17 protein-coding genes and 1 tRNA gene are annotated in these 17617 nt (G+C 50.2%); 14 read left to right on the top strand and 4 right to left on the bottom strand.

What is annotated here, in order from left to right; genetic code table 11:
- Positions 1 to 5: 5 nt before the first annotated feature.
- Complete coding sequence (gene nikR, locus ACQ9LF_RS08715) at positions 6 to 443, bottom strand: nickel-responsive transcriptional regulator NikR (RefSeq protein ID WP_462489005.1); 438 nt, start codon at positions 441 to 443, stop codon at positions 6 to 8.
- A gap of 437 nt (positions 444 to 880) precedes the next feature.
- Between nikR and ACQ9LF_RS08720 the strand changes: the two genes are divergently transcribed.
- The 9 genes from ACQ9LF_RS08720 to ACQ9LF_RS08760 all read left to right on the top strand — a co-directional run bounded on the left by ACQ9LF_RS08720 (position 881) and on the right by ACQ9LF_RS08760 (position 8825).
- Positions 881 to 1591 (top strand): energy-coupling factor ABC transporter ATP-binding protein, encoded by a 711-nt coding sequence (locus ACQ9LF_RS08720; protein WP_462489006.1) that lies wholly within the window; start codon positions 881 to 883, stop codon positions 1589 to 1591.
- Positions 1592 to 1724: 133 nt separating this feature from the next.
- A complete protein-coding gene (locus ACQ9LF_RS08725; protein ID WP_462489007.1) occupies positions 1725 to 2504 on the top strand; it encodes a hypothetical protein in 780 nt (259 codons plus the stop codon).
- Positions 2501 to 3187 (top strand): hypothetical protein, encoded by a 687-nt coding sequence (locus ACQ9LF_RS08730; protein ID WP_462489008.1) that lies wholly within the window; start codon positions 2501 to 2503, stop codon positions 3185 to 3187. Before ACQ9LF_RS08725 ends, ACQ9LF_RS08730 begins: the two co-directional genes overlap by 4 nt.
- A 99-nt stretch (positions 3188 to 3286) precedes the next feature.
- Positions 3287 to 4666: a replication-associated recombination protein A gene (locus tag ACQ9LF_RS08735; RefSeq protein ID WP_462489009.1), complete on the top strand. Its 1380-nt coding sequence runs from the start codon at positions 3287 to 3289 to the stop codon at positions 4664 to 4666.
- Positions 4667 to 4772: 106 nt separating this feature from the next.
- Entirely contained in the window at positions 4773 to 5357 is a 585-nt protein-coding gene (locus tag ACQ9LF_RS08740; protein WP_462489010.1) for a 5-formyltetrahydrofolate cyclo-ligase, read from the top strand.
- A 51-nt stretch (positions 5358 to 5408) separates the two neighbouring features.
- Positions 5409 to 6575, top strand: a complete 1167-nt coding sequence (locus ACQ9LF_RS08745; RefSeq protein WP_462489011.1) for a L,D-transpeptidase family protein — start codon at positions 5409 to 5411, stop codon at positions 6573 to 6575.
- 97 nt (positions 6576 to 6672) lie between these two features.
- Positions 6673 to 7527, top strand: a complete 855-nt coding sequence (locus ACQ9LF_RS08750) for a vWA domain-containing protein (RefSeq protein WP_462489012.1) — start codon at positions 6673 to 6675, stop codon at positions 7525 to 7527.
- A 72-nt stretch (positions 7528 to 7599) separates the two neighbouring features.
- Positions 7600 to 8379, top strand: a complete 780-nt coding sequence (locus ACQ9LF_RS08755; RefSeq protein WP_462489013.1) for a MotA/TolQ/ExbB proton channel family protein — start codon at positions 7600 to 7602, stop codon at positions 8377 to 8379.
- Positions 8379 to 8825, top strand: a complete 447-nt coding sequence (locus ACQ9LF_RS08760; protein ID WP_462489014.1) for an ExbD/TolR family protein — start codon at positions 8379 to 8381, stop codon at positions 8823 to 8825. Before ACQ9LF_RS08755 ends, ACQ9LF_RS08760 begins: the two co-directional genes overlap by 1 nt.
- A 72-nt stretch (positions 8826 to 8897) precedes the next feature.
- Here the strand turns inward: ACQ9LF_RS08760 and ACQ9LF_RS08765 are convergent, their stop codons facing one another.
- Positions 8898 to 9620: a sensor histidine kinase gene (locus ACQ9LF_RS08765; RefSeq protein WP_462489015.1), complete on the bottom strand. Its 723-nt coding sequence runs from the start codon at positions 9618 to 9620 to the stop codon at positions 8898 to 8900.
- A gap of 179 nt (positions 9621 to 9799) precedes the next feature.
- Here ACQ9LF_RS08765 and ACQ9LF_RS08770 point away from each other — a divergent pair, with 179 nt between their 5' ends.
- The 4 genes from ACQ9LF_RS08770 (at position 9800) to ACQ9LF_RS08785 (ending at position 15347) form a co-directional block, all read left to right on the top strand.
- Entirely contained in the window at positions 9800 to 11191 is a 1392-nt protein-coding gene (locus ACQ9LF_RS08770) for an ArnT family glycosyltransferase (RefSeq protein WP_462489016.1), read from the top strand.
- Positions 11188 to 11343 (top strand): hypothetical protein, encoded by a 156-nt coding sequence (locus ACQ9LF_RS08775; RefSeq protein ID WP_462489017.1) that lies wholly within the window; start codon positions 11188 to 11190, stop codon positions 11341 to 11343. Before ACQ9LF_RS08770 ends, ACQ9LF_RS08775 begins: the two co-directional genes overlap by 4 nt.
- Positions 11340 to 11804, top strand: a complete 465-nt coding sequence (locus ACQ9LF_RS08780; RefSeq protein ID WP_462489018.1) for a DUF3568 family protein — start codon at positions 11340 to 11342, stop codon at positions 11802 to 11804. Before ACQ9LF_RS08775 ends, ACQ9LF_RS08780 begins: the two co-directional genes overlap by 4 nt.
- Positions 11805 to 12362: 558 nt before the next feature.
- On the top strand, positions 12363 to 15347 hold the full coding sequence (locus ACQ9LF_RS08785) for a chitobiase/beta-hexosaminidase C-terminal domain-containing protein (RefSeq protein ID WP_462489019.1): 2985 nt from the start codon (positions 12363 to 12365) through the stop codon (positions 15345 to 15347).
- A 134-nt stretch (positions 15348 to 15481) separates the two neighbouring features.
- Here ACQ9LF_RS08785 and ACQ9LF_RS08790 read toward each other — a convergent pair whose 3' ends face one another.
- Complete coding sequence (locus tag ACQ9LF_RS08790; protein WP_462489020.1) at positions 15482 to 16330, bottom strand: metallophosphoesterase; 849 nt, start codon at positions 16328 to 16330, stop codon at positions 15482 to 15484.
- Positions 16302 to 17171 (bottom strand): serine/threonine protein kinase, encoded by an 870-nt coding sequence (locus ACQ9LF_RS08795; RefSeq protein ID WP_462489021.1) that lies wholly within the window; start codon positions 17169 to 17171, stop codon positions 16302 to 16304. The genes ACQ9LF_RS08790 and ACQ9LF_RS08795 overlap by 29 nt, the downstream gene beginning before the upstream one ends.
- 244 nt (positions 17172 to 17415) lie before the next feature.
- Between ACQ9LF_RS08795 and ACQ9LF_RS08800 the strand changes: the two genes are divergently transcribed.
- Positions 17416 to 17488, top strand: a tRNA-Asn gene (locus ACQ9LF_RS08800).
- Positions 17489 to 17617 lie beyond the last annotated feature (129 nt).

Below are 17617 nucleotides of genomic sequence, written 5' to 3' on the forward strand. Positions count from 1 at the left end.
GCTCCTCAAGCCAGATGCGAGTGAGGTGGGGCGTCGGTCTGCATCGCCATCATATTGACGGTGCTGATTTTGACTCCCTTGACGCTGGTCAGGCTGTCGGCCAGCTTCTGGATTTCACCTGTTTTGCCCTTGAGAATAATGACTTCAAGGCAATTATGGTGGTCCAGGTGCACATGGGTTGAGGCAATCACATGATAAAACTGGCTGTGCTGCATGTCATTGAGTTTTTGATTCAGTCCGGCAGTATGGTGATCATACACCAGAAAAATACCAGCTACGGCACAGGATTGGGGATTTTGCAATTGCTCCTGTGACAAGGCACACCGGATCAGATCCCGGATTGCCTCCGAACGATTCGGATACCCCTTCTTTGAAAGAAACGCATCAAATTGTCTTAGCAGATCGGTTTCAACCGAAATGCCGATTCGTTCGATATTGGCCATATAGAAATCCTGCTTAGAAGTCTTTGTTTGGATGCAGCCTTGTACCTGTTTTGCGTATGGCAGAACAGGCCTGAACCACTCAATACCAGCATCAGATGATAATGGTATCAGCCCCTTTTGACAAGGTCAAACAAAAGCAATCCCATCCAGCATGAGTACGAAGGATTCTCGGACCTTGTGCAAAGAGCCTTGAATGAATAGGTAATTGTCCTGGCCCAAAAAGCATTATTTTCCTCAGACAAGCAGGGTTTTTTGCCGATATTTACGGTATGTTTCGGGTCGGAGACTGCTATGAAAGAGAAAACAATACCACTGATCAGGATGTCATCACACGCGGTGCACTCTCTGTCGGATGCCACAGGGCGGTTTTTGCATCGAATCTCACTGCACAATTACAGGACGTTGCCAATCCATCTTTGTTTTGAATGGGGTCAAGTATGAATCATGCCATTGAAATCTGCAATTATTCCTATGTCTATCCGGATAGTACCGTGGCCCTGGATTCGATCAATGTCACCATTGAACCGGGTGAAAAGGTGGTGATGGTGGGGCCTAATGGAGCTGGAAAATCAACCCTTTTGCAGGCCATTATGGGTTTCATACGCGGAACAGGAACGATCCGAATCGATGGTATGGAACTATCCAGCCGTACCTTGAAACAGATTCGTGCCAGGCTCGGCTGTTGTCTGGACAACCCGGATGACCGGCTTTTTATGCCGACCCTGTATGAAGATGTCATTTTCGGACCGCTGAATATGAACCTGTCTCCTGGGCAGGTCAAAGACCAGGTGGACCGGGCTATTGAAACTGTGGGTGTAACGACACTGGCCAATAAAGCCACGCACCATCTGTCTGTCGGCCAGAAACGGGTTGCTGCAATTGCGACGGTTCTATCAATGGCCCCTCAGATTATTCTGTTTGATGGACCGGAAATAGCCCTTGACCCCCGGAACCGTAAACGGTTGGAAGAGACGCTCAGTAGTATGTCCCAGACCCTCCTGATTGCAACCTCTAATGTACGTTTTGCTGCCGCCATGGCTACTCGTGTGATGGTTATTGACCAGGGCCGGATTGTTGCAGACGGTCCTGCTGAGTCTATTCTCTATGACCAAGACCTGATGAACATGCACGGCCTGGAAACCCCTTAACAGCTTCCGACTTGATATCCAAGGATGGATTTGGGCAGTAAAATAGGCAGAATAGGGGACATAAACCCAGATTATTAATGTTAAAATAAACAATCTGACGATATGATTCCAAAGGAATTATTGTCAGGAGTTTATGGATACATTTTTAAAGGAATTTCAGGACTCTGTCTATCATTTATCTCCAATAGTTTTAATTGGAGTGGGTTTTATTCTGATTTGGATAGGGTTGAGTCTGTGGCTGGGCGGTTTAAAATGGCTAAAGATTCTGGCTGCTTTTATCGGGGCCGGAATCGGATATGCCATCGCTTATTGCTATACCAGCAAAGAGGTATATATGCTTGTTGGTATAGCAGTTCTGGGTGGATTGATTGCCCTGTTTATCGAAAAAGCCGTGGTGGTCTTTGGGGTTGCGGGACTTGCGGCGATAGCCGTCAACGTCCTGATTGCCTGGCCCACGCTGGCAGATGCCAAAACCTGGCAAGATGTCCCTAAAATCGAACTATCGGTAACCACGCCGCCTGATGTGATCCAGAGTCTCAATGTGCTTGAAACGTATGGTTGGTATGTATGTCAGAAAAGCGTTCAGGTTATTCAGTCACTGGGGACAGTGGGCTGGACGGCCGCCATCATTGCAATCCTGGTCGTTTTAGGTGTTGGTTTTGCGATGCCTCGCGGGGTATGCGCTTTGGGGTGTGCGGTCGTCGGGATTAGCTGGGTTGCGATTGGACTGCTGCTGTTATTGTTATATAAAGGCGCCAAGCCCATCGATTATATAATCCAGCAGGCCAGGGTTTTGGCGATGGTGGTGATGATTCTTGTTGCTTTTGGTACTCTTGTGGATTTGGCTTTATGTCCGGATACGAGCAAAAAGAAGTCCGGCATGATGAATCAATCGAAAGGAAATAAAAAATGATGCCATGGCTACTTGCTGAAACCGCGCCGGAAACGACGTCTTCCACCTTCAGTATGGATCCGGCATTGAATTTTGTCTGGGAACAAATTACCAATCTCACCTGGCTTCAGGCCGTGATAGGGATATCCTTCGGCCTGGTCTATCTGCTGTATGGATGGCGAATATTCCGAATCCTGGTGGTGATTGCTTTTGCCCTGATTGGGATGTTTCTGGGCATTATGGCCGGCCAGAAATTCGGCAGTGAATTAATGGGGGGCATTATGGGGGTTATCCTGTTTGCAATCCTGTCGATGAGTCTGGTCAAATGGTGCGTCTCCATTCTCGGTGCCGCCGCCGGCGGTGTCCTGACAGGAGGGCTTTGGTATGCATTTGGCCTGCCGGAACAATTTATCTGGGCCGGGGCAATTGTGGGCGTGGTGGCCGGCGGGATGATGTCATTTATTCTGCTCAAGATTTCAGTCATGCTCTTTACCAGCCTGGGCGGTTCAGCAATATTGGCAATCAATTTTCTGGCTTTGCTCCACCAATATGAAACCAAAGTCATTACGCCTCCAGGGACCACGATTCACGACTTAATCTTCCAGAAAACCTGGTTTCTTCCTATGGTTATTATTGTTCCGACAATCATTGGAATGATTGTCCAGAATAAGCTGATTAAACAATCCAGCAAATGGGATTTCTAAGCCAGACCCCCTTGGAGCCAAACCAGGACGTTCGAAATTTTAGTCTGTCCAGCTGGTTTTGGTAGAACAATGGACTCCAAACAGCTATAATACCTGTCTATGAGTGCCAGACAGGAAAAAACATTATTCCAGCCATCGGAAAGCAAAACCCTGCAAAGTGTTGCGCCCCTTGCAGTTCGGATGCGTCCCAATACGATTGACGACTTTGCAGGTCAGGAACATTTTGTCGGGCAAGGAAAACTCCTTCGCCGGATGCTCGAAGGCGGGGCTATCAGCAGTCTTATTTTCTATGGTCCGCCTGGCTGCGGCAAAACCACGCTGGCTCGCATTATTGCCAATCACACCAATGCCGTTTTTGAAATCCTGAGTGCTCCGGCTGCCGGTGTCAAGGAACTCCGGCAGGTTCTGGACACGGCCAAAGACCGTCTCATTACATCGGGACGCAGGACCGTACTGTTTATCGATGAAATTCATCGCTTTAACCGGTCCCAGCAGGATGTCCTGTTGGATGATGTCGAAAATGGGATCGTTACGCTTATCGGCGCGACGACCGAAAATCCCTTTTTCAGTGTCAATTCACCGCTTATCAGTCGAAGCACGGTCTTTACGTTTGAACCCCTGAAGATCGAGCATATTAAACTGCTCTTGTCGCGGGCCATTAAAGACGAGAAAAATGGCTTGGGGAAGATACCCCTGGTTGTTCAGGCAGAAGGTCTTGATTTTCTTGCAGAGATTTGCGATGGCGATGCCCGCAAGGCCCTGAGCGCTCTTGAGGTCGCAGTGCTGTCCAAGCAGAAACATACCAAACCAGGCGATGTTGTTGACATTTCGCTGGAGGACATTCAGGAATCCATCCAGAGAAAGTCGATCCAGTATGACGGTTCCGGCGATACCCATTATGATTTAGCCAGTGCCCTCCAGAAGTCCATGCGGGGTTCGGACCCGGATGCCACAGTCTATTGGCTGGCCCGGATGATTGCCGGGGGAGAGGATTTACGGTTTATTGCCCGTCGAATTATGATTTGTGCCGCGGAAGATGTGGGGAATGCGGATCCGACAGCAACTATTCTTGCAGCCTCGGCGATGCAAATTGCCGAATTTGTAGGGTTTCCGGAGGCACAATTACCTTTGGCACAAGCTGCCATTTATGTCGCCTGTGCTCCCAAATCGAATGCCTGCGCCAAAGCAATCTGGTCGGCAGTGGCAGATGTCCAATCCGGCCGGACGATTCCCGTGCCGCCTCATTTACGGGATTCGCATTATAAATCCGCAGCCAAACTGGGCCATGGAATCGGCTACCAGTATCCGCACGACAGCCCCACGGGGTTTATTCCTCAGGATTACGTCGGCCAGCCGCTTCCTCGCAGGTACTACGAACCCAAAAACATAGGACGGGAAAAATTAGTTGCCGAATATTTACAAAAGTTGCGAAATCAAGTAGAACAATTACGCCAAACGTCTTCTCAAACCTCGGTTTAGGCAATAGGAATAAGCCGGATAATTTGAGCAAAACAGGCAGACAGGCCGATATATGAACGGTAAAACAGGTAGCTGCGGACTGGGGCTTATTCTTCAGGACTAACGAATGAATACTGCAGAACAGAAACGGCAAGTGAGAAAACAGATTCAGCAGATTCTGGCGGGAATACAGCCGGAAGTGCGATTACAGAAAAGCCGGGTGATTTGCAATGAAGTCTTATCGTCGGAAGAATACAAAAAGGCTTCTGTCGTGATGCTGTTTTTGTCCATGCCGCATGAAGTGGATACGACAGCGATGATTTTGGATGCCTTTCAGCAGGGCAAGACGGTTGCGGTGCCCAAAGTGTCCTGGCAGCAGCGGCACATGCTCCCTGTGGAAATCCAGTCTCTGGATACGGGATTGCAGGTGGATCGCATGGGTCTGCGAAATCCGACGACCGGGACTCCTGTTCCGCTGGACGATATCGATTTAGTGATTCTTCCTGGCCTCGGGTTTGACCGACAGGGTAACCGGCTGGGCCGGGGAGGGGCCTATTATGACCGGTTTTTGGCCAGTCCGGGTATGCGTGCCAAAAAATGGGCGGTGGCCTTTGCAGAGCAGATTTTGGATGCCGTGCCCCATGATGAAAAAGATATACCTGTGGATGCAGTAATTACCGATGCCGGGATTCTGAGAATTCAGGCTGGATAATATCAGATTGTAACGATGGTGTAAAACAATGACAGCAGGAATGGATTCTGTATGAAAGTAGAGTATCGACCTTACCAGGGGAGAAATGGAAATAATACAAGGACGCGGATAATTCTGATTGTCCTTGCTGTAGCGATTGTCGGGCTGGTTGCCCTTAACCGCTGGAAGAAGAAAAAGGCCGAGCAGGCCCAATTGGAAGAGCCGTCAGACACAGTCACTGCGGTGGAAACGGCTGTCCCCCCGTCTCCCCAGAAGAATCTGCGGACTACAATCCCGGATACCACGCCGGAGCAGCTTGAACTGGCTGCCGGTTCTGGCTCTGCCAGGACCGAGACGGTCGCAGCAGCTCCCCAGACGACAATGCCGACACCCCAGCCTGCCGTGGAAACGCCGCAGCCGGCTCAAGCCCCTGTCGCTCAGGAGGGGGGCCAGCCTGCACCTGTGGCGGATACCATAACCAGTCCTGAAGCCGCTGCGATGATTCGTCAGGCGGTCCAGGATATTGCCGCAGGCAAGATCATTGCCGCTCGCGATCAGCTGAATCATGCTCTGGATTTGAACCTGAGTGATGCGGTGCGTGAAGAGGTTAAAAAGCAGTTGACCAAGCTGGCGGATACCTGGTTGTTCAGCAAACAGGTTGCCGTTGGCGATACCATGACTGAACTATACAAAGTCCAGCCAGGTGATGTGCTGGCAGTGTTGTGCAGAAAATATAAAGTCCCGCATGAGGCGATCGAGCGCATCAACGGCATCACCAACCCGGAGCGTCTTCAGGCTGGCCAGACCATCAAGGTTGTTCACGGTCCTTTTAATGCGGTTGTCAGCAAAAAGAATTTTACGATGGATATTTATCTGCAGGGCGTCTTTGTCAAGCAGTACAAAGTTGGTCTGGGTAAAATCGAGCACGATACGCCCACGGGCAAATGGAGAGCAGCTGCAGGCGGCAAGATGATCAAGCCCACCTGGACCGACCCCGATTCAGGTCGCGTCTATCAGGGCAGCGATCCGGATTATCCGCTCGGCTCACGGTGGATTGCTTTGGAAGGTCTGGACGGCGCCGCCAAAGGCCGCACCGGATTTGCAATCCACGGCACCAAAGAACCCGAAACCATCGGCACTCGTGCCTCACGCGGCTGTATCCGTCTGTTCAACGGCGATGTTGTGGAAGTCTATGATCTCCTGGAAGCGGGCGTATCGGAGGTTGTGGTTATTGAGTAGTGTTGATCTGTGCGGCATTATGGCTGCAGGGCAATCAATGGGAATCACTATCGGATATGGCAGTGAATCCGATCTATTTGCTTGTTAGGGTGAAGTCATGACAACACGACGGCCCAAGATCAGTGCTGTGGCAGCAGGGGGGTCGGCAATCGCTCATGTGCTGCTGCTGGGCGCATTTGCTGCGGTGAGTCTGCAGCCAGTCGAAACGCCTGACAGAACCCTCGGTGCCGTATCCGTCCAGCAAATCCAGCAGATCATTGAACAACCTCTGATCACTGAAAAACCAGAGGTTAAACCGCCTGTACCGGAACCCGAGCCGACACAAACATCCCGGCAACCCGAGCCAATCCAGCCGCCTGTTCAGACACCGCCCAAGGCCTATCCGGCACCCAAAACCGTGAGTCCCCGACAGGAAGCCACTTTTTTCGGCAATAAAACCGCTGCCCAAAATATTTGTTTTGTAGTCGACTGTTCCGGCAGCATGTATGGTCGGCTGGGGATGATTCAGCGTCAATTGAAAAGCTGTATTGCCGCCTTGTATGATACCCAATCGTTCAGTGTGATATTCTTTATGGACGGCAACACGCTGCTGGAAACCGGCTCTGGTATGCTGTTGCCTGCCACCGGCCAGGCCAAATCTGAGGCCTTCACGCTGATTGATAGTGTTCATCTTGGCGGCCAGACGAATGCCATCCAGGCCCTTGGACGGGCTTTGCAGCTTCGGGACAGTGTCGGAAGGGAAGTTCAGGTTATCTATTTCCTGACCGATGGTTTCGATTTATCTGAACCTTCCGGCCAGCCGTTTGATACCCAGATACAAGCGATGCGCAAATCCTATGCCCCTGCTGCGGTGATTCATACCATCGGGTTATGGGCATCTGAGCAGGACCAGCAGCGGCTCAGGCAGATTGCCGAGATGACCGGCGGCACATTTGTGCATATTGATGATTGACAGACTCTGGTTTTTCGTGTCAGATAACAACAAAACAATGAATTCCAACAACCAATACGGGATAGCAAGCTGATGATACTGGCAACCCAAAGTTCTGCGGGACCCTTGTCCCAGACTTATTTTACACAATTTGTCGTGGCCGGCGGACCGATTGTCTGGTTTGTCCTGTTGCCGATGTCAGTGGTCGGGATTTACTTCTGGCTGGAGTTATGCATTACGATACGCCGTCGCCGGCTTTTGCCTGCGAATATCAGTTCCGAGATTGCCACCATGGCCCGGCGTCACGGTACCGCAAGCCTGCCGACCCGGTTCAGCGGTAACATGGATATGGTCAGCCGGGCGATCTGTGCCGCTTTTGCCAAGACCCGCAGAATTCGTCCCACCCATGAGCTGCTCAGCCAGATCGCCGCCGAGAGCCTTCAGGAGCAGGGGCTTAAACTGCTGCGAAAGACCGAATGGTGCAGTCTGCTGGGTAATGTCGCGCCAATGATTGGTCTGTTTGGTACAGTCTGGGGGATGATAGAGGCGTTCAACCTGCTGGGTATTGCCGCAGGCCAGCCTCGCCCGGGCGAACTGGCCTCGGCCATTTCGGTCGCTCTGGTGACGACCTTCTGGGGCCTGTTGGTTGCTATTCCGTCGCTGTTTATTGCGGGCCTGTTTCGTTCTCGTATCGAAGCGTTCATTGCCGAAGCTGCCGTGGAAACCGAAACGCTGTTGGAAACGCTGCTTGAAGTCCGTCCGCATCAGACCGTCGCAGACGGCAGGTCTGATGAGTCTGCACCCAAATCCGACTCTCATCCAGAGCCTGATATCCTGCCGGAGTCTTCCCGTTCATCCCTACCGGTGCGTTAATGAAAGTCGTACTCTATCATCACCGAAAAGACGCAGGCTTTGACCTGACCCCGGTCATCGATGTGGTTTTTCTGCTGATTATATTCTTTATGCTCGTCTGCCAGTTCGGTGCTGCCGAACATTTCGAAGCCCTGCTGCCGGATAAAATTCAATCCGCCGATCCTGCCCCGCTGCAGCTTGATTCGACCGTCAGCGTCAATGTTGTCCAGCAGGACGGCAAGATTGTCTATGCAATCGGCTCTGATGTCCTGTCCGGCGCCGATCCGGAACTGTTGACTGCGATGATCTGTGCCGGAATCGACAGCCGCCTGGCTGACGGCGGCATCTCCCGCATTGTACGTCTGCGTTGTGACAAACACATCCCCTTCGAAAAAATCCGTCCCGTCCTGGCCGGCATTGCCCAAAGCCGAGCCGAAAAGATTCAGTGGGCCGCATTTCCCAAATAAAATCCAGGTTTTTTCCCCGGTCTTTCAGATAATGGGCCAATTGGGTTTGTTTTAGCCAGACAGGATCCGAGTTTAAGCTTCGTGAGTTGGGGTTTTGCATCCCTGATTGCAAGTCTCTTTTGGGAATGTAACAACAAAGCGGGTTCCGATATCGTGATTCGATTCCACATGAATCCGGCCGGCATGCTGGAGGACGATTTCTTTGGCGATAGCCAGACCCAGGCCGCTGCCGCCCGAATTTCGGTCACGGGCTTTACTGATACGATAAAAACGGTCAAACAGCAGGCTGCATTCTTCTTGAGGGATATTGCCGCCTTCGTCGTGCACTATTATTGTGACTGAATTATCATCGGTTTTCATGGCGATTGAAATGGTTGTTTTGGGCGGGGCATACTTGATTGCGTTATCAATCAAATTATTGAATAAACACTGAAGCTGTTCCCGGTTGCCATACAATTCCGCCGGGCACAAGTCCGGTTTCAGAACGAATCCCTTTTCATCAAGAAGCGGCTTGTGATATTCAATAACATCCTCAATCAAATCGTTGAGATGGATCCATTCACGCCGGGTAATAGAGGTCGGACTTTCGATACGTGATAATTCCAGTAATTGGTTGACAAGATTATGGAGTCTGTCCACATCCTCCAGTGCGTCGGCGATGGTGTTTTCATAGTATTCGGCGTCACGTTTTTTCATCTGGGCCAACTGCAATGTGCTTTTCATCAGGGCGATAGGCGTGGTATGGGAAGATCGCAAGGGTTCCAAAGTCAATCCGCTTCGTGACGGATTTGGCATGCTCAGGTCCATGATATTAATCAAACAACAAAAACGGATGGAAGTGTCTTCCGATAAAACTAAAATTCATGTTCCGAATCCCTCTTATCCCTATGTTGACGCATCAACAAACTGAAACAAAACCCTATCACGGCTGTTTTTTGTGGGTTGTACTGCTGCTTGCCGCACGGAGTGCGGTTATGCCGTTTATGCCGCTGGCGGATCCTACCGAAGGACGGTATGCCCTGATTGCCAAAGAAATGGTGGTTTCAGGCGACTGGATTACGCCGCGACTCTGGATGGACGGTCAGAAAGTGCCTTTTCTGGGCAAACCTCCGCTGTATTTCTGGTGCTCGGCGGCATGTATGAAACTATTCGGTATCAATGAATTTGCAGCGCGATTGCCCGGAATCCTATCGTTTGCGATCACTCTGGGGATTATGTGGATCGTGCTCCGCCGATACACAACGGAAGAAATCGGCTGGCGAGCGGTGTTTTTGATTCTGTCCAGTGCGGTTCTTTTTGTTGCCAGCGGGGTTGTGATTGTGGACATGATGGTCACGATGGCGGTAACAGGCGCTTTATTCAGTTTTTTTGCGTTTACCCGAGAAAACAGCTCCGGTGTTCGGAGACGCTGGAGCCTTTTGATTTTTGTAATGCTTGCACTGGGATTTATGACCAAAGGGCCGGTCGTGATCGTGCTGTTTGGTTTGCCGGTTGTCTTGTGGGCGATGTGGTTTAAACGATGGCAGATGATTCTGACGCAGGAATGGTATTGGGGAATCACTCTGTTTGCGGCGATCACCGTGCCATGGTTTGTTCTGGCCGAGCAGAGAAATCCCGGTTTTCTACGGTATTTTTTTGTGAACGAAAACTTGCTGAGATTTGTGGTCCATGAATATGGTGACAAATATGGCTCCGGCCATGAGCACATTCGCGGTACGGCTATCTGGATGATGCTGGCCGCCGCAGTTCCGTGGAGTATCTATATCCTGTATCGTCTCTTTGAGGAAAGACAGCATTTATCATTCAAATCCGTGTTTTCCTATGAGGGGACATCCTTGTTTTTATGTGTCTTTGCGGCCAATACGCTGTTCTGGGTCATGGCACGACAACTTTTGATTGCTTATTTGTTTCCTGCGGTCCCTGCCTTTGCGGCATGGCTGTCCATGCTTATATCCCGCTGGCCCTGTTTAAAGGCCCAAACCGATCCGATATTCAAAAGAACATCTATCGTTATTGGCTGGTGTATTATTTTGGCGATTCTGATATCCATCCCGTTAACGGCCCATCATTCCACGAAATACATTATCAAAAAAGCCCACACGATTTCAGGTGGCAAGCAATATGGACTGTATTTTATCCGTCGCATCCCTTATTCAGCCTATTTTTATGCCAGCAGTGCTGTAATTGCCCATCCGAATGAATCGCTGGAGAACAGTATGAATTATGATCATGGAAATGATCCATTCTTTTATATTACAGAAAAAAAGTACTGGACAAGAATGCCGGATTCTTATCGGCAGACGGTTTCTGTTCTGGCTGAGGGGAGGAAATACATTCTTTATGATGCGCCAAAGAAAGCCAGATGAGCCGACAAAATCAATTCATGGCTCTTAATCAGAAGAAACCCGCTTTTTTGAAGGAGTTCTTTGGCATTCGTCCTGGCAAAGCAGATGATATGCTCAGTATTGGGTTGGAGCATGATTGTAATCATCATTTTGATAAAGGATTTGAGAAATGATTCAGACCAAAACGCAGAAACATGCTGTCAAGGGGGCCAGAGGGTGTCAATTATTTCATATAGTGCTTCTGTTAGTCCTGTTTGTGACACTCACTTTTACCTCAGGTTGTACAGAAATGGTTGTTCTTGCTGGAGAGAAAGCCTATGCCCATCTCCGGGGAGATTTGCTGGGTATCATCCCAGAGAAATTAGACACCGTGTATGCTGCTTCGCTGGAAGCTGTGAAGCATTTGGATCATTATCAGGTACTGGACTATAAATTGACCGCGATTAACGGCACGATAACCGCTCTGGACAGGGATGCAGAAAAAACAACCATCGAACTGACAAGGACTGAAACCGATGGCACTCAAGTCCAGATCAGAATCGGAGCCTTTGGTGATAAGATAAAATCGGTTTATCTCTATGACAGTATCCGGCAGCAATTAAGCACCCCCAGGGTAGCTCGTGCGCCTTTTTAACCTGACACCCTGATGCATATCAGAAGAATGATTGTCGGATATCTCCCGGGACAGCTTCACACGCTGGGGTTGTGATGAAAAGCCATCGGGTTGGGAGATGAGCATCAGGCCTCCCCTGAATGGAAAGATTGTCGAGAAAATGGGGTGAAAAAAATTTTAAGAAATTTTTCTTGCATAGCCGATACAAGAAATTATAAAATATGCTTTGTTAAATGGGTTGATTGTTCACTGCTTGCCATAATAAAATAAATAAGGATTATCACATATTTATTGTGAATGCAGTAATTATTGATTCCATTGAGCAATCATCCGCAAAATGTGGGGAATTTTAAGGATTTGGGACAAAAATAGGGATAGGAAAAGGCGGCACCATGGGTGGGGTTCAAACGAGTTTGCAGCTGGAAACAGGGCTTTGGGGAAAATACCGGTGTTTTGATGGGGGTATGTTTCTTTAGGGCTTCATTAGAATGGAGACTTGGCGTGTCCTGATACAGGTCTAAGCGGGTGGTTATGAGGCATCAGGACGTGAAGGAATTTCAGGAAGAATGGGAGGTTACAATGGAACGACATGGGTGGGGTTTCAGGGCGTATGTGTGTGCAATCATCTTTTTATTTTCCACTTTTGCAGGGGCAACGGTGCAATTGGATCCGGTGGCAATGCCGGTGGTGTCGGTACCGGGGGGGACGTATCACGTTGAGCAGAATCCGGTATTGACCTGTGCAACGCCGGGGGCGATCATTCGTTACACCCTCGATGGAACGGATCCGAACGATGGGTTGGTGTATGAACCCAACGCGCTGATTATCGACCGGAGTGTGACCCTCAAGGCTGTGGGGCTCAAAGAGGGAATGTCGCCCAGTCCGGGATTGACGGTCGACTACAGGGTGGTCGTGGCGACGCCGAAATTCAAGCCGGAGGAGGGGATTTATTTTACGGAACCCAATGAGATTGTTGTGACAATCAGTTGTGCGACACCGGGGGCGGTGATTCATTATACCACCGATGGAAACGATCCCACCGAAAGCGACCCCGTGATTACTTCGGGGGACAGTCTCTATCTGGATTGCGGTACGACGCTAAAGGCTAGGGCGTGGAAAGAACCGATGGAACCCAGTGAAATTTGCTCTTCGCAGTATGCATTATATGTTTCGGATATCAGGTATTCTTTGTCGCCGGTTCCAATCTATAACACCGAACAAACTGTAACACTGACATGCTGGACACCGGGAGCGGTGATTCATTATACAACCAATGGGATGGATCCGACCGAAAATGATCCGGCGATTGTTTCGGGTCAAAGCATTGATCTCGATCGCAGCATGACGCTGAAGGCCAGAGGGTGGAAAGCAGGATATAATCCCAGCCAGATGCTGACCTTGTCCTATAAGCTGGTCGCTGCGACTCCGGAGTTTTCCGTAGCCGGTGGAACCTATAACACCGAACAGACGGTAACGATTACCTGTGCGACGCCGGACGCGGTGATTCATTATACGACCAATGGGATGGATCCGACCGACAGTGATCCGGTGATTGCTTCGGGCGACAGTCTATCTATTGATCGCAGTATGACACTCAAAGCCCGGGCATGGAAGGGATCCCTGACCCCCAGTGTAATCCGGTCCGAGAATTACAATATGGTTGTGTCGGATCTGGTCTTTACACCCGATGGCGGTCGGTACGAGACCGAGCAGACGGTGACCATAACCTGTGCGACACCGGGGGCGGTGATTTACTATACGACCGATGGAACCGATCCGGCCCAGAACGGGACAGTGATCGAAAACGGCGGGACGGTAATGGTTGCTGTAAATCCTGCCACGACGCTAAAGGCAATCGCCTTGAAAGATTACCTGACACCCAGTTCAAAGACTGCTGTCTATGCCCAGGCGTTTATTATTTATGTGAATGCCTCGGCAACAGGGGCCAATACCGGGGCAAGCTGGGCGGATGCCTTTACCGATTTGCAGTCGGCGCTGGATGCGGCTATTGCCGGAGATGAAATCTGGGTGGCGGCGGGGACCTACAAGCCGACGAAGATGGTGGGCGGCACGGGGGATCGATTCAAGGCGTTTCAATTGAAAAATGACGTTGGGGTTTATGGCGGATTCAACGGTACCGAAACCGACAAAGCCCAGCGGAGCTGGGAAGCAAACCCGACGATTCTGTCGGGCGATTTGAACGGCGATGATAATGATGTTGTATTGCCGACAGAACCGACGCGGCAGGATAACTGCTACCATGTCTTCAATCACCTGGCCGGAACGAATCTGACGGCCTCGGCGGTGCTGGATGGCTTTGTGATTACCGGCGGCAATGGCACAGATACCCAGGCCTTTGGCGGCGGCATGTATAACTACGCCAGCAGTCCGACGATCATCAATTGTACCTTCAGGGCCAACAGTGCTGCAGTAGTATCGGATTCCAGCTTCTTCTTGAGCGGTGGTGCGATCCTGAATTATTATTCGAGTTCTCCGGCGATTAGCCACTGTGTGTTTACTGAAAACTACGGTTGGTATGGAGGCGGGGTATGCAACCTATACAGTTCCAATCCGACAATCAGTGATTGTGTCTTCAATCATAATACGGCAGTCTGGGGAGGTGGAATATGTAATCCCCATGCTTGGGCATTATCCGGCAGCAAGCCCGTGATTAGCCGTTGTACCTTTCAGGATAATACTGCGACTGTCGGTGGCGGCATCTTTAATGGCAATTACACTCAAATGGTGATGACCGGGTGTACTTTCAGTAACAATTCGAGCGGCTCTTCCGGCGGCGGCATTCATAATGGGAACTATACGAGCCTGACGATGTCTAATTGTGTCTTTGACCGCAATAGCGCTTCAAGTTATGGTGGTGGAGTCATTGGTCCATCTCTATCCATAACTAATTGTATTTTCAGCCGGAATTCTGCTGCCTATTCCGGCGGAGGGTTGGCTGTTAACATGTCAAGTAACTCCATAATCACCAATTCTATTTTCTACGGCAATTCATCCGGCAGTGCTGGTGGGGGGTTATCTATCGACTATGGAGTTACGCTGAATAATTGCATCGTGTGGGGCAACACCGCCGGCACACCCCATTCAAAGCAGATTACTTTAATTTCGGGAATGTCGGTCAATTATTGCAATATCCAGGGCCAGATAGTATTTGGGCTTGGGAATATTGATGCCGATCCGCTGTTTGTCGATGCGGCCAATGGGAATTTCCGACTTCAGCCAGGCTCGCCGTGTATCGATGCGGGCATCAACGCGGCAATTCCCGCGGGAGTTATCGCGGACCTGGCCGGGACGCCGCGGATTGTGGATGGTAATTGTGATGGCAATGCCATAGTGGATATGGGGGCCTACGAATATTTCCTGCCCGGCGACTTGAACACGACCTGCACAGTGAACATGGAAGACTTGAGCCTGTTTAGTCCATATTGGCTGGCCGTGGATTGCACCAGTCCGGATAATTGCGGTCAGGCTGATATCGACCGTAACGGCATGGTTGATTTGTCGGACTTTGCGATTCTGGCAGGACACTGGATGAAACAGATCTAAGCGAAACAGTCGGCGGTTCACAGGCCGCGATTCTGACAAGGTGATTTTTATTACATCGTAAAGCTCAGGAAGGATTGAAGATCCAATCGTGTATCTTCGAGGCCTTCCTGGGCTTTATGTGTGTTTAGGTTCTATCAGCCGATGGACGCCATGGGGACCAGGCAGTTGCAAAGCTGCTCAAGGGTGTATCGCCGGCCGAGGTCAAAGACCAGCAGGCAGCCGTGATTGTGTTCAGAGGCAATAATGAGGGTGTTAGTGCCCGCGATGCCCCAGCCGATTTCCTGCGGCTGATGGCCCAGGACAAATAAATCCACATCGAATTTCTGGGCAAGATAATCCAGCGCCTTTTGCGAGTGACGCCGGCCCCAGGTCAGCAGATACACGGGTTTGGGCCGCTGGATGTCATCCATCGTATAGGGGCGGTCGAAGATGGTCGTGTCGAAATCCTCCTCAAAGCCGTCGGCCGGCAGCGAATGCGACAGCCAGATACGGTTGGCACATTTGACGGCCAGCGGCTGACTCATCATATAATCGGACATGGCCGCTTCGACATCCTCGAATTTGGCTTTGAAATGGCGACGCATGGCGGTCTTCATCGCCAAATTCATTTCCTTGCCGGCCTTCAGCACGCTCGTATTGCAGATCGCAGCAGTGTCGTGATTGCCCAGAATGATATGGACCTGGTCAGGGAAGCGAATTTTATACTTGATGACCTCAAACAGAAGCTGATATGACAGACACCCGCCAAAGTCATCTTCCGGACCGCCATGAATGATTTCCTGAAAAATGACATGCGTTTCCGGATTATTGTCCAGATTGGCATAGCGGACAATACGTTCAAAATTCCTTCGGTGACCGTGCAGATCGCCTGTCACGACGACTTTACCATGATCGGGAAGATACACGACATTGCCGCGGCGAAGCGGGCTGGTCGTGTTGAGTCTTGCACCCTCGTTAAAGAGTTGAATTGCCTGCTGGTGCATTGGTCGTCAGTCTTGATTGGAATATGTCACGTATCATGATATCCAGTTGTGCAATGATTTCCGACATATTGGATGGCCGATCTGCGGGTTTATCCTGGACGCACTGCGAAACCAGTTCTGACAACTCGCGAGGAATCTTTTTGTAGATTTCATGAGGCGCTTTGAATTCAGGCGGTTCCGTAACAGACAGGCCAAATTCATTGGTCCGCTGAATCAGGGTCGGGACGTGCCGGCCGGTCAATGCCCAGTACAGCGTGGCACCAAGGTTGAAAATGTCGGTACGGTGACTCAGATGTTCCCGGCGGACCTGTTCCGGGGCAATATACTCCGGCGTGCCCTGAATGCGTTTTTTGACATGGCCGATTCGGCAGCTCTGACCGAAGTCAATGATCTTAATGGCCCCGGCCTTGTTGAACAGAATATTGTTGGGTTTGATGTCGCAGTGGACATACCCTTTCTGGTGCATGGCATTCAGGGCCGAAGCGACCATCCGAAAAACCAGCAGGACATCACCGAGGCTGAGTCGTCCCAGGTCTTCCAGAGACTGACCATCGAACAGCTCCATACTCATAATTAATTCCTGGGTTCGCATGAACTTTCGCTTGCGAATCATCTTATAGCATTTACGGAGGTAGGGATGGTCTAATTGATTGGCAACATGATATTCTACCTCCATTTGCTCGAATATACGCTGGTCCTCGGGGCTTTCGAATACGGCCCGTTTCAATGCGACCAACTGCCGGGTTTCTTCGTCCTGTGCCATGTAAATGACACTGCGAGCGCCGGTGCCGATGCGCTTGATGATGCTGAATCCATCTATATCAATTGGCGTTTGAGCCATACCTTATTTGCTCCACGTAGATACGTCTCCTTCACACGCCCGATAATCGTTTATTGGGCTATCCTTAAACACTTACTGTACCTTATATTATGTGTTTTGTCCAGTGCGCATTTATTTTTTAATTTCTACGAATATTTTTCGTCCAAATCTCTTGACAAATTAGTATTTTTCGAGAAAATATCCTTTCCTTTGTATGGTTCTACCGACAAAGGATATGAAATGGGGCTGTTTAGGTCCCCAACATTCCCCGATAGCTCAATAGGTAGAGCGAGCGGCTGTTAACCGCTAGGTCGTAGGTTCGAGCCCTACTCGGGGAGTTAGCCACCAGTAGAAAATACTGGCGGCTTTTTTTGTGCGCCAAAATGCAGATTTTTCGACCTCTTCCAACTATCGGTACAACCTATTGTTATAGAATATTTTAGCTCAAAAGTAGCGAAACTTTTACT

It is taken from the genome of Anaeroglomus insulsum, from assembly GCF_050689095.1.
GTDB classification, from domain to species: Bacteria; Planctomycetota; Phycisphaerae; order Sedimentisphaerales; family Anaerohalosphaeraceae; genus Anaeroglomus; species Anaeroglomus insulsum.

Excerpts from the sequence above, each read along its gene's own strand:
- nikR (WP_462489005.1), bottom strand. The coding sequence starts at position 443 with ATGGCCAATATCGAACGAATCGGCATTTCGGTTGAAACCGATCTGCTA.
- ACQ9LF_RS08720 (WP_462489006.1), top strand. The coding sequence starts at position 881 with ATGAATCATGCCATTGAAATCTGCAATTATTCCTATGTCTATCCGGAT.
- ACQ9LF_RS08725 (WP_462489007.1), top strand. The coding sequence starts at position 1,725 with ATGGATACATTTTTAAAGGAATTTCAGGACTCTGTCTATCATTTATCT.
- ACQ9LF_RS08730 (WP_462489008.1), top strand. The coding sequence starts at position 2,501 with ATGATGCCATGGCTACTTGCTGAAACCGCGCCGGAAACGACGTCTTCC.
- ACQ9LF_RS08735 (WP_462489009.1), top strand. The coding sequence starts at position 3,287 with ATGAGTGCCAGACAGGAAAAAACATTATTCCAGCCATCGGAAAGCAAA.
- ACQ9LF_RS08740 (WP_462489010.1), top strand. The coding sequence starts at position 4,773 with ATGAATACTGCAGAACAGAAACGGCAAGTGAGAAAACAGATTCAGCAG.
- ACQ9LF_RS08745 (WP_462489011.1), top strand. The coding sequence starts at position 5,409 with ATGAAAGTAGAGTATCGACCTTACCAGGGGAGAAATGGAAATAATACA.
- ACQ9LF_RS08750 (WP_462489012.1), top strand. The coding sequence starts at position 6,673 with ATGACAACACGACGGCCCAAGATCAGTGCTGTGGCAGCAGGGGGGTCG.
- ACQ9LF_RS08755 (WP_462489013.1), top strand. The coding sequence starts at position 7,600 with ATGATACTGGCAACCCAAAGTTCTGCGGGACCCTTGTCCCAGACTTAT.
- ACQ9LF_RS08760 (WP_462489014.1), top strand. The coding sequence starts at position 8,379 with ATGAAAGTCGTACTCTATCATCACCGAAAAGACGCAGGCTTTGACCTG.
- ACQ9LF_RS08765 (WP_462489015.1), bottom strand. The coding sequence starts at position 9,620 with ATGCCAAATCCGTCACGAAGCGGATTGACTTTGGAACCCTTGCGATCT.
- ACQ9LF_RS08770 (WP_462489016.1), top strand. The coding sequence starts at position 9,800 with ATGCCGTTTATGCCGCTGGCGGATCCTACCGAAGGACGGTATGCCCTG.
- ACQ9LF_RS08775 (WP_462489017.1), top strand. The coding sequence starts at position 11,188 with ATGAGCCGACAAAATCAATTCATGGCTCTTAATCAGAAGAAACCCGCT.
- ACQ9LF_RS08780 (WP_462489018.1), top strand. The coding sequence starts at position 11,340 with ATGATTCAGACCAAAACGCAGAAACATGCTGTCAAGGGGGCCAGAGGG.
- ACQ9LF_RS08785 (WP_462489019.1), top strand. The coding sequence starts at position 12,363 with ATGGAACGACATGGGTGGGGTTTCAGGGCGTATGTGTGTGCAATCATC.
- ACQ9LF_RS08790 (WP_462489020.1), bottom strand. The coding sequence starts at position 16,330 with ATGCACCAGCAGGCAATTCAACTCTTTAACGAGGGTGCAAGACTCAAC.
- ACQ9LF_RS08795 (WP_462489021.1), bottom strand. The coding sequence starts at position 17,171 with ATGGCTCAAACGCCAATTGATATAGATGGATTCAGCATCATCAAGCGC.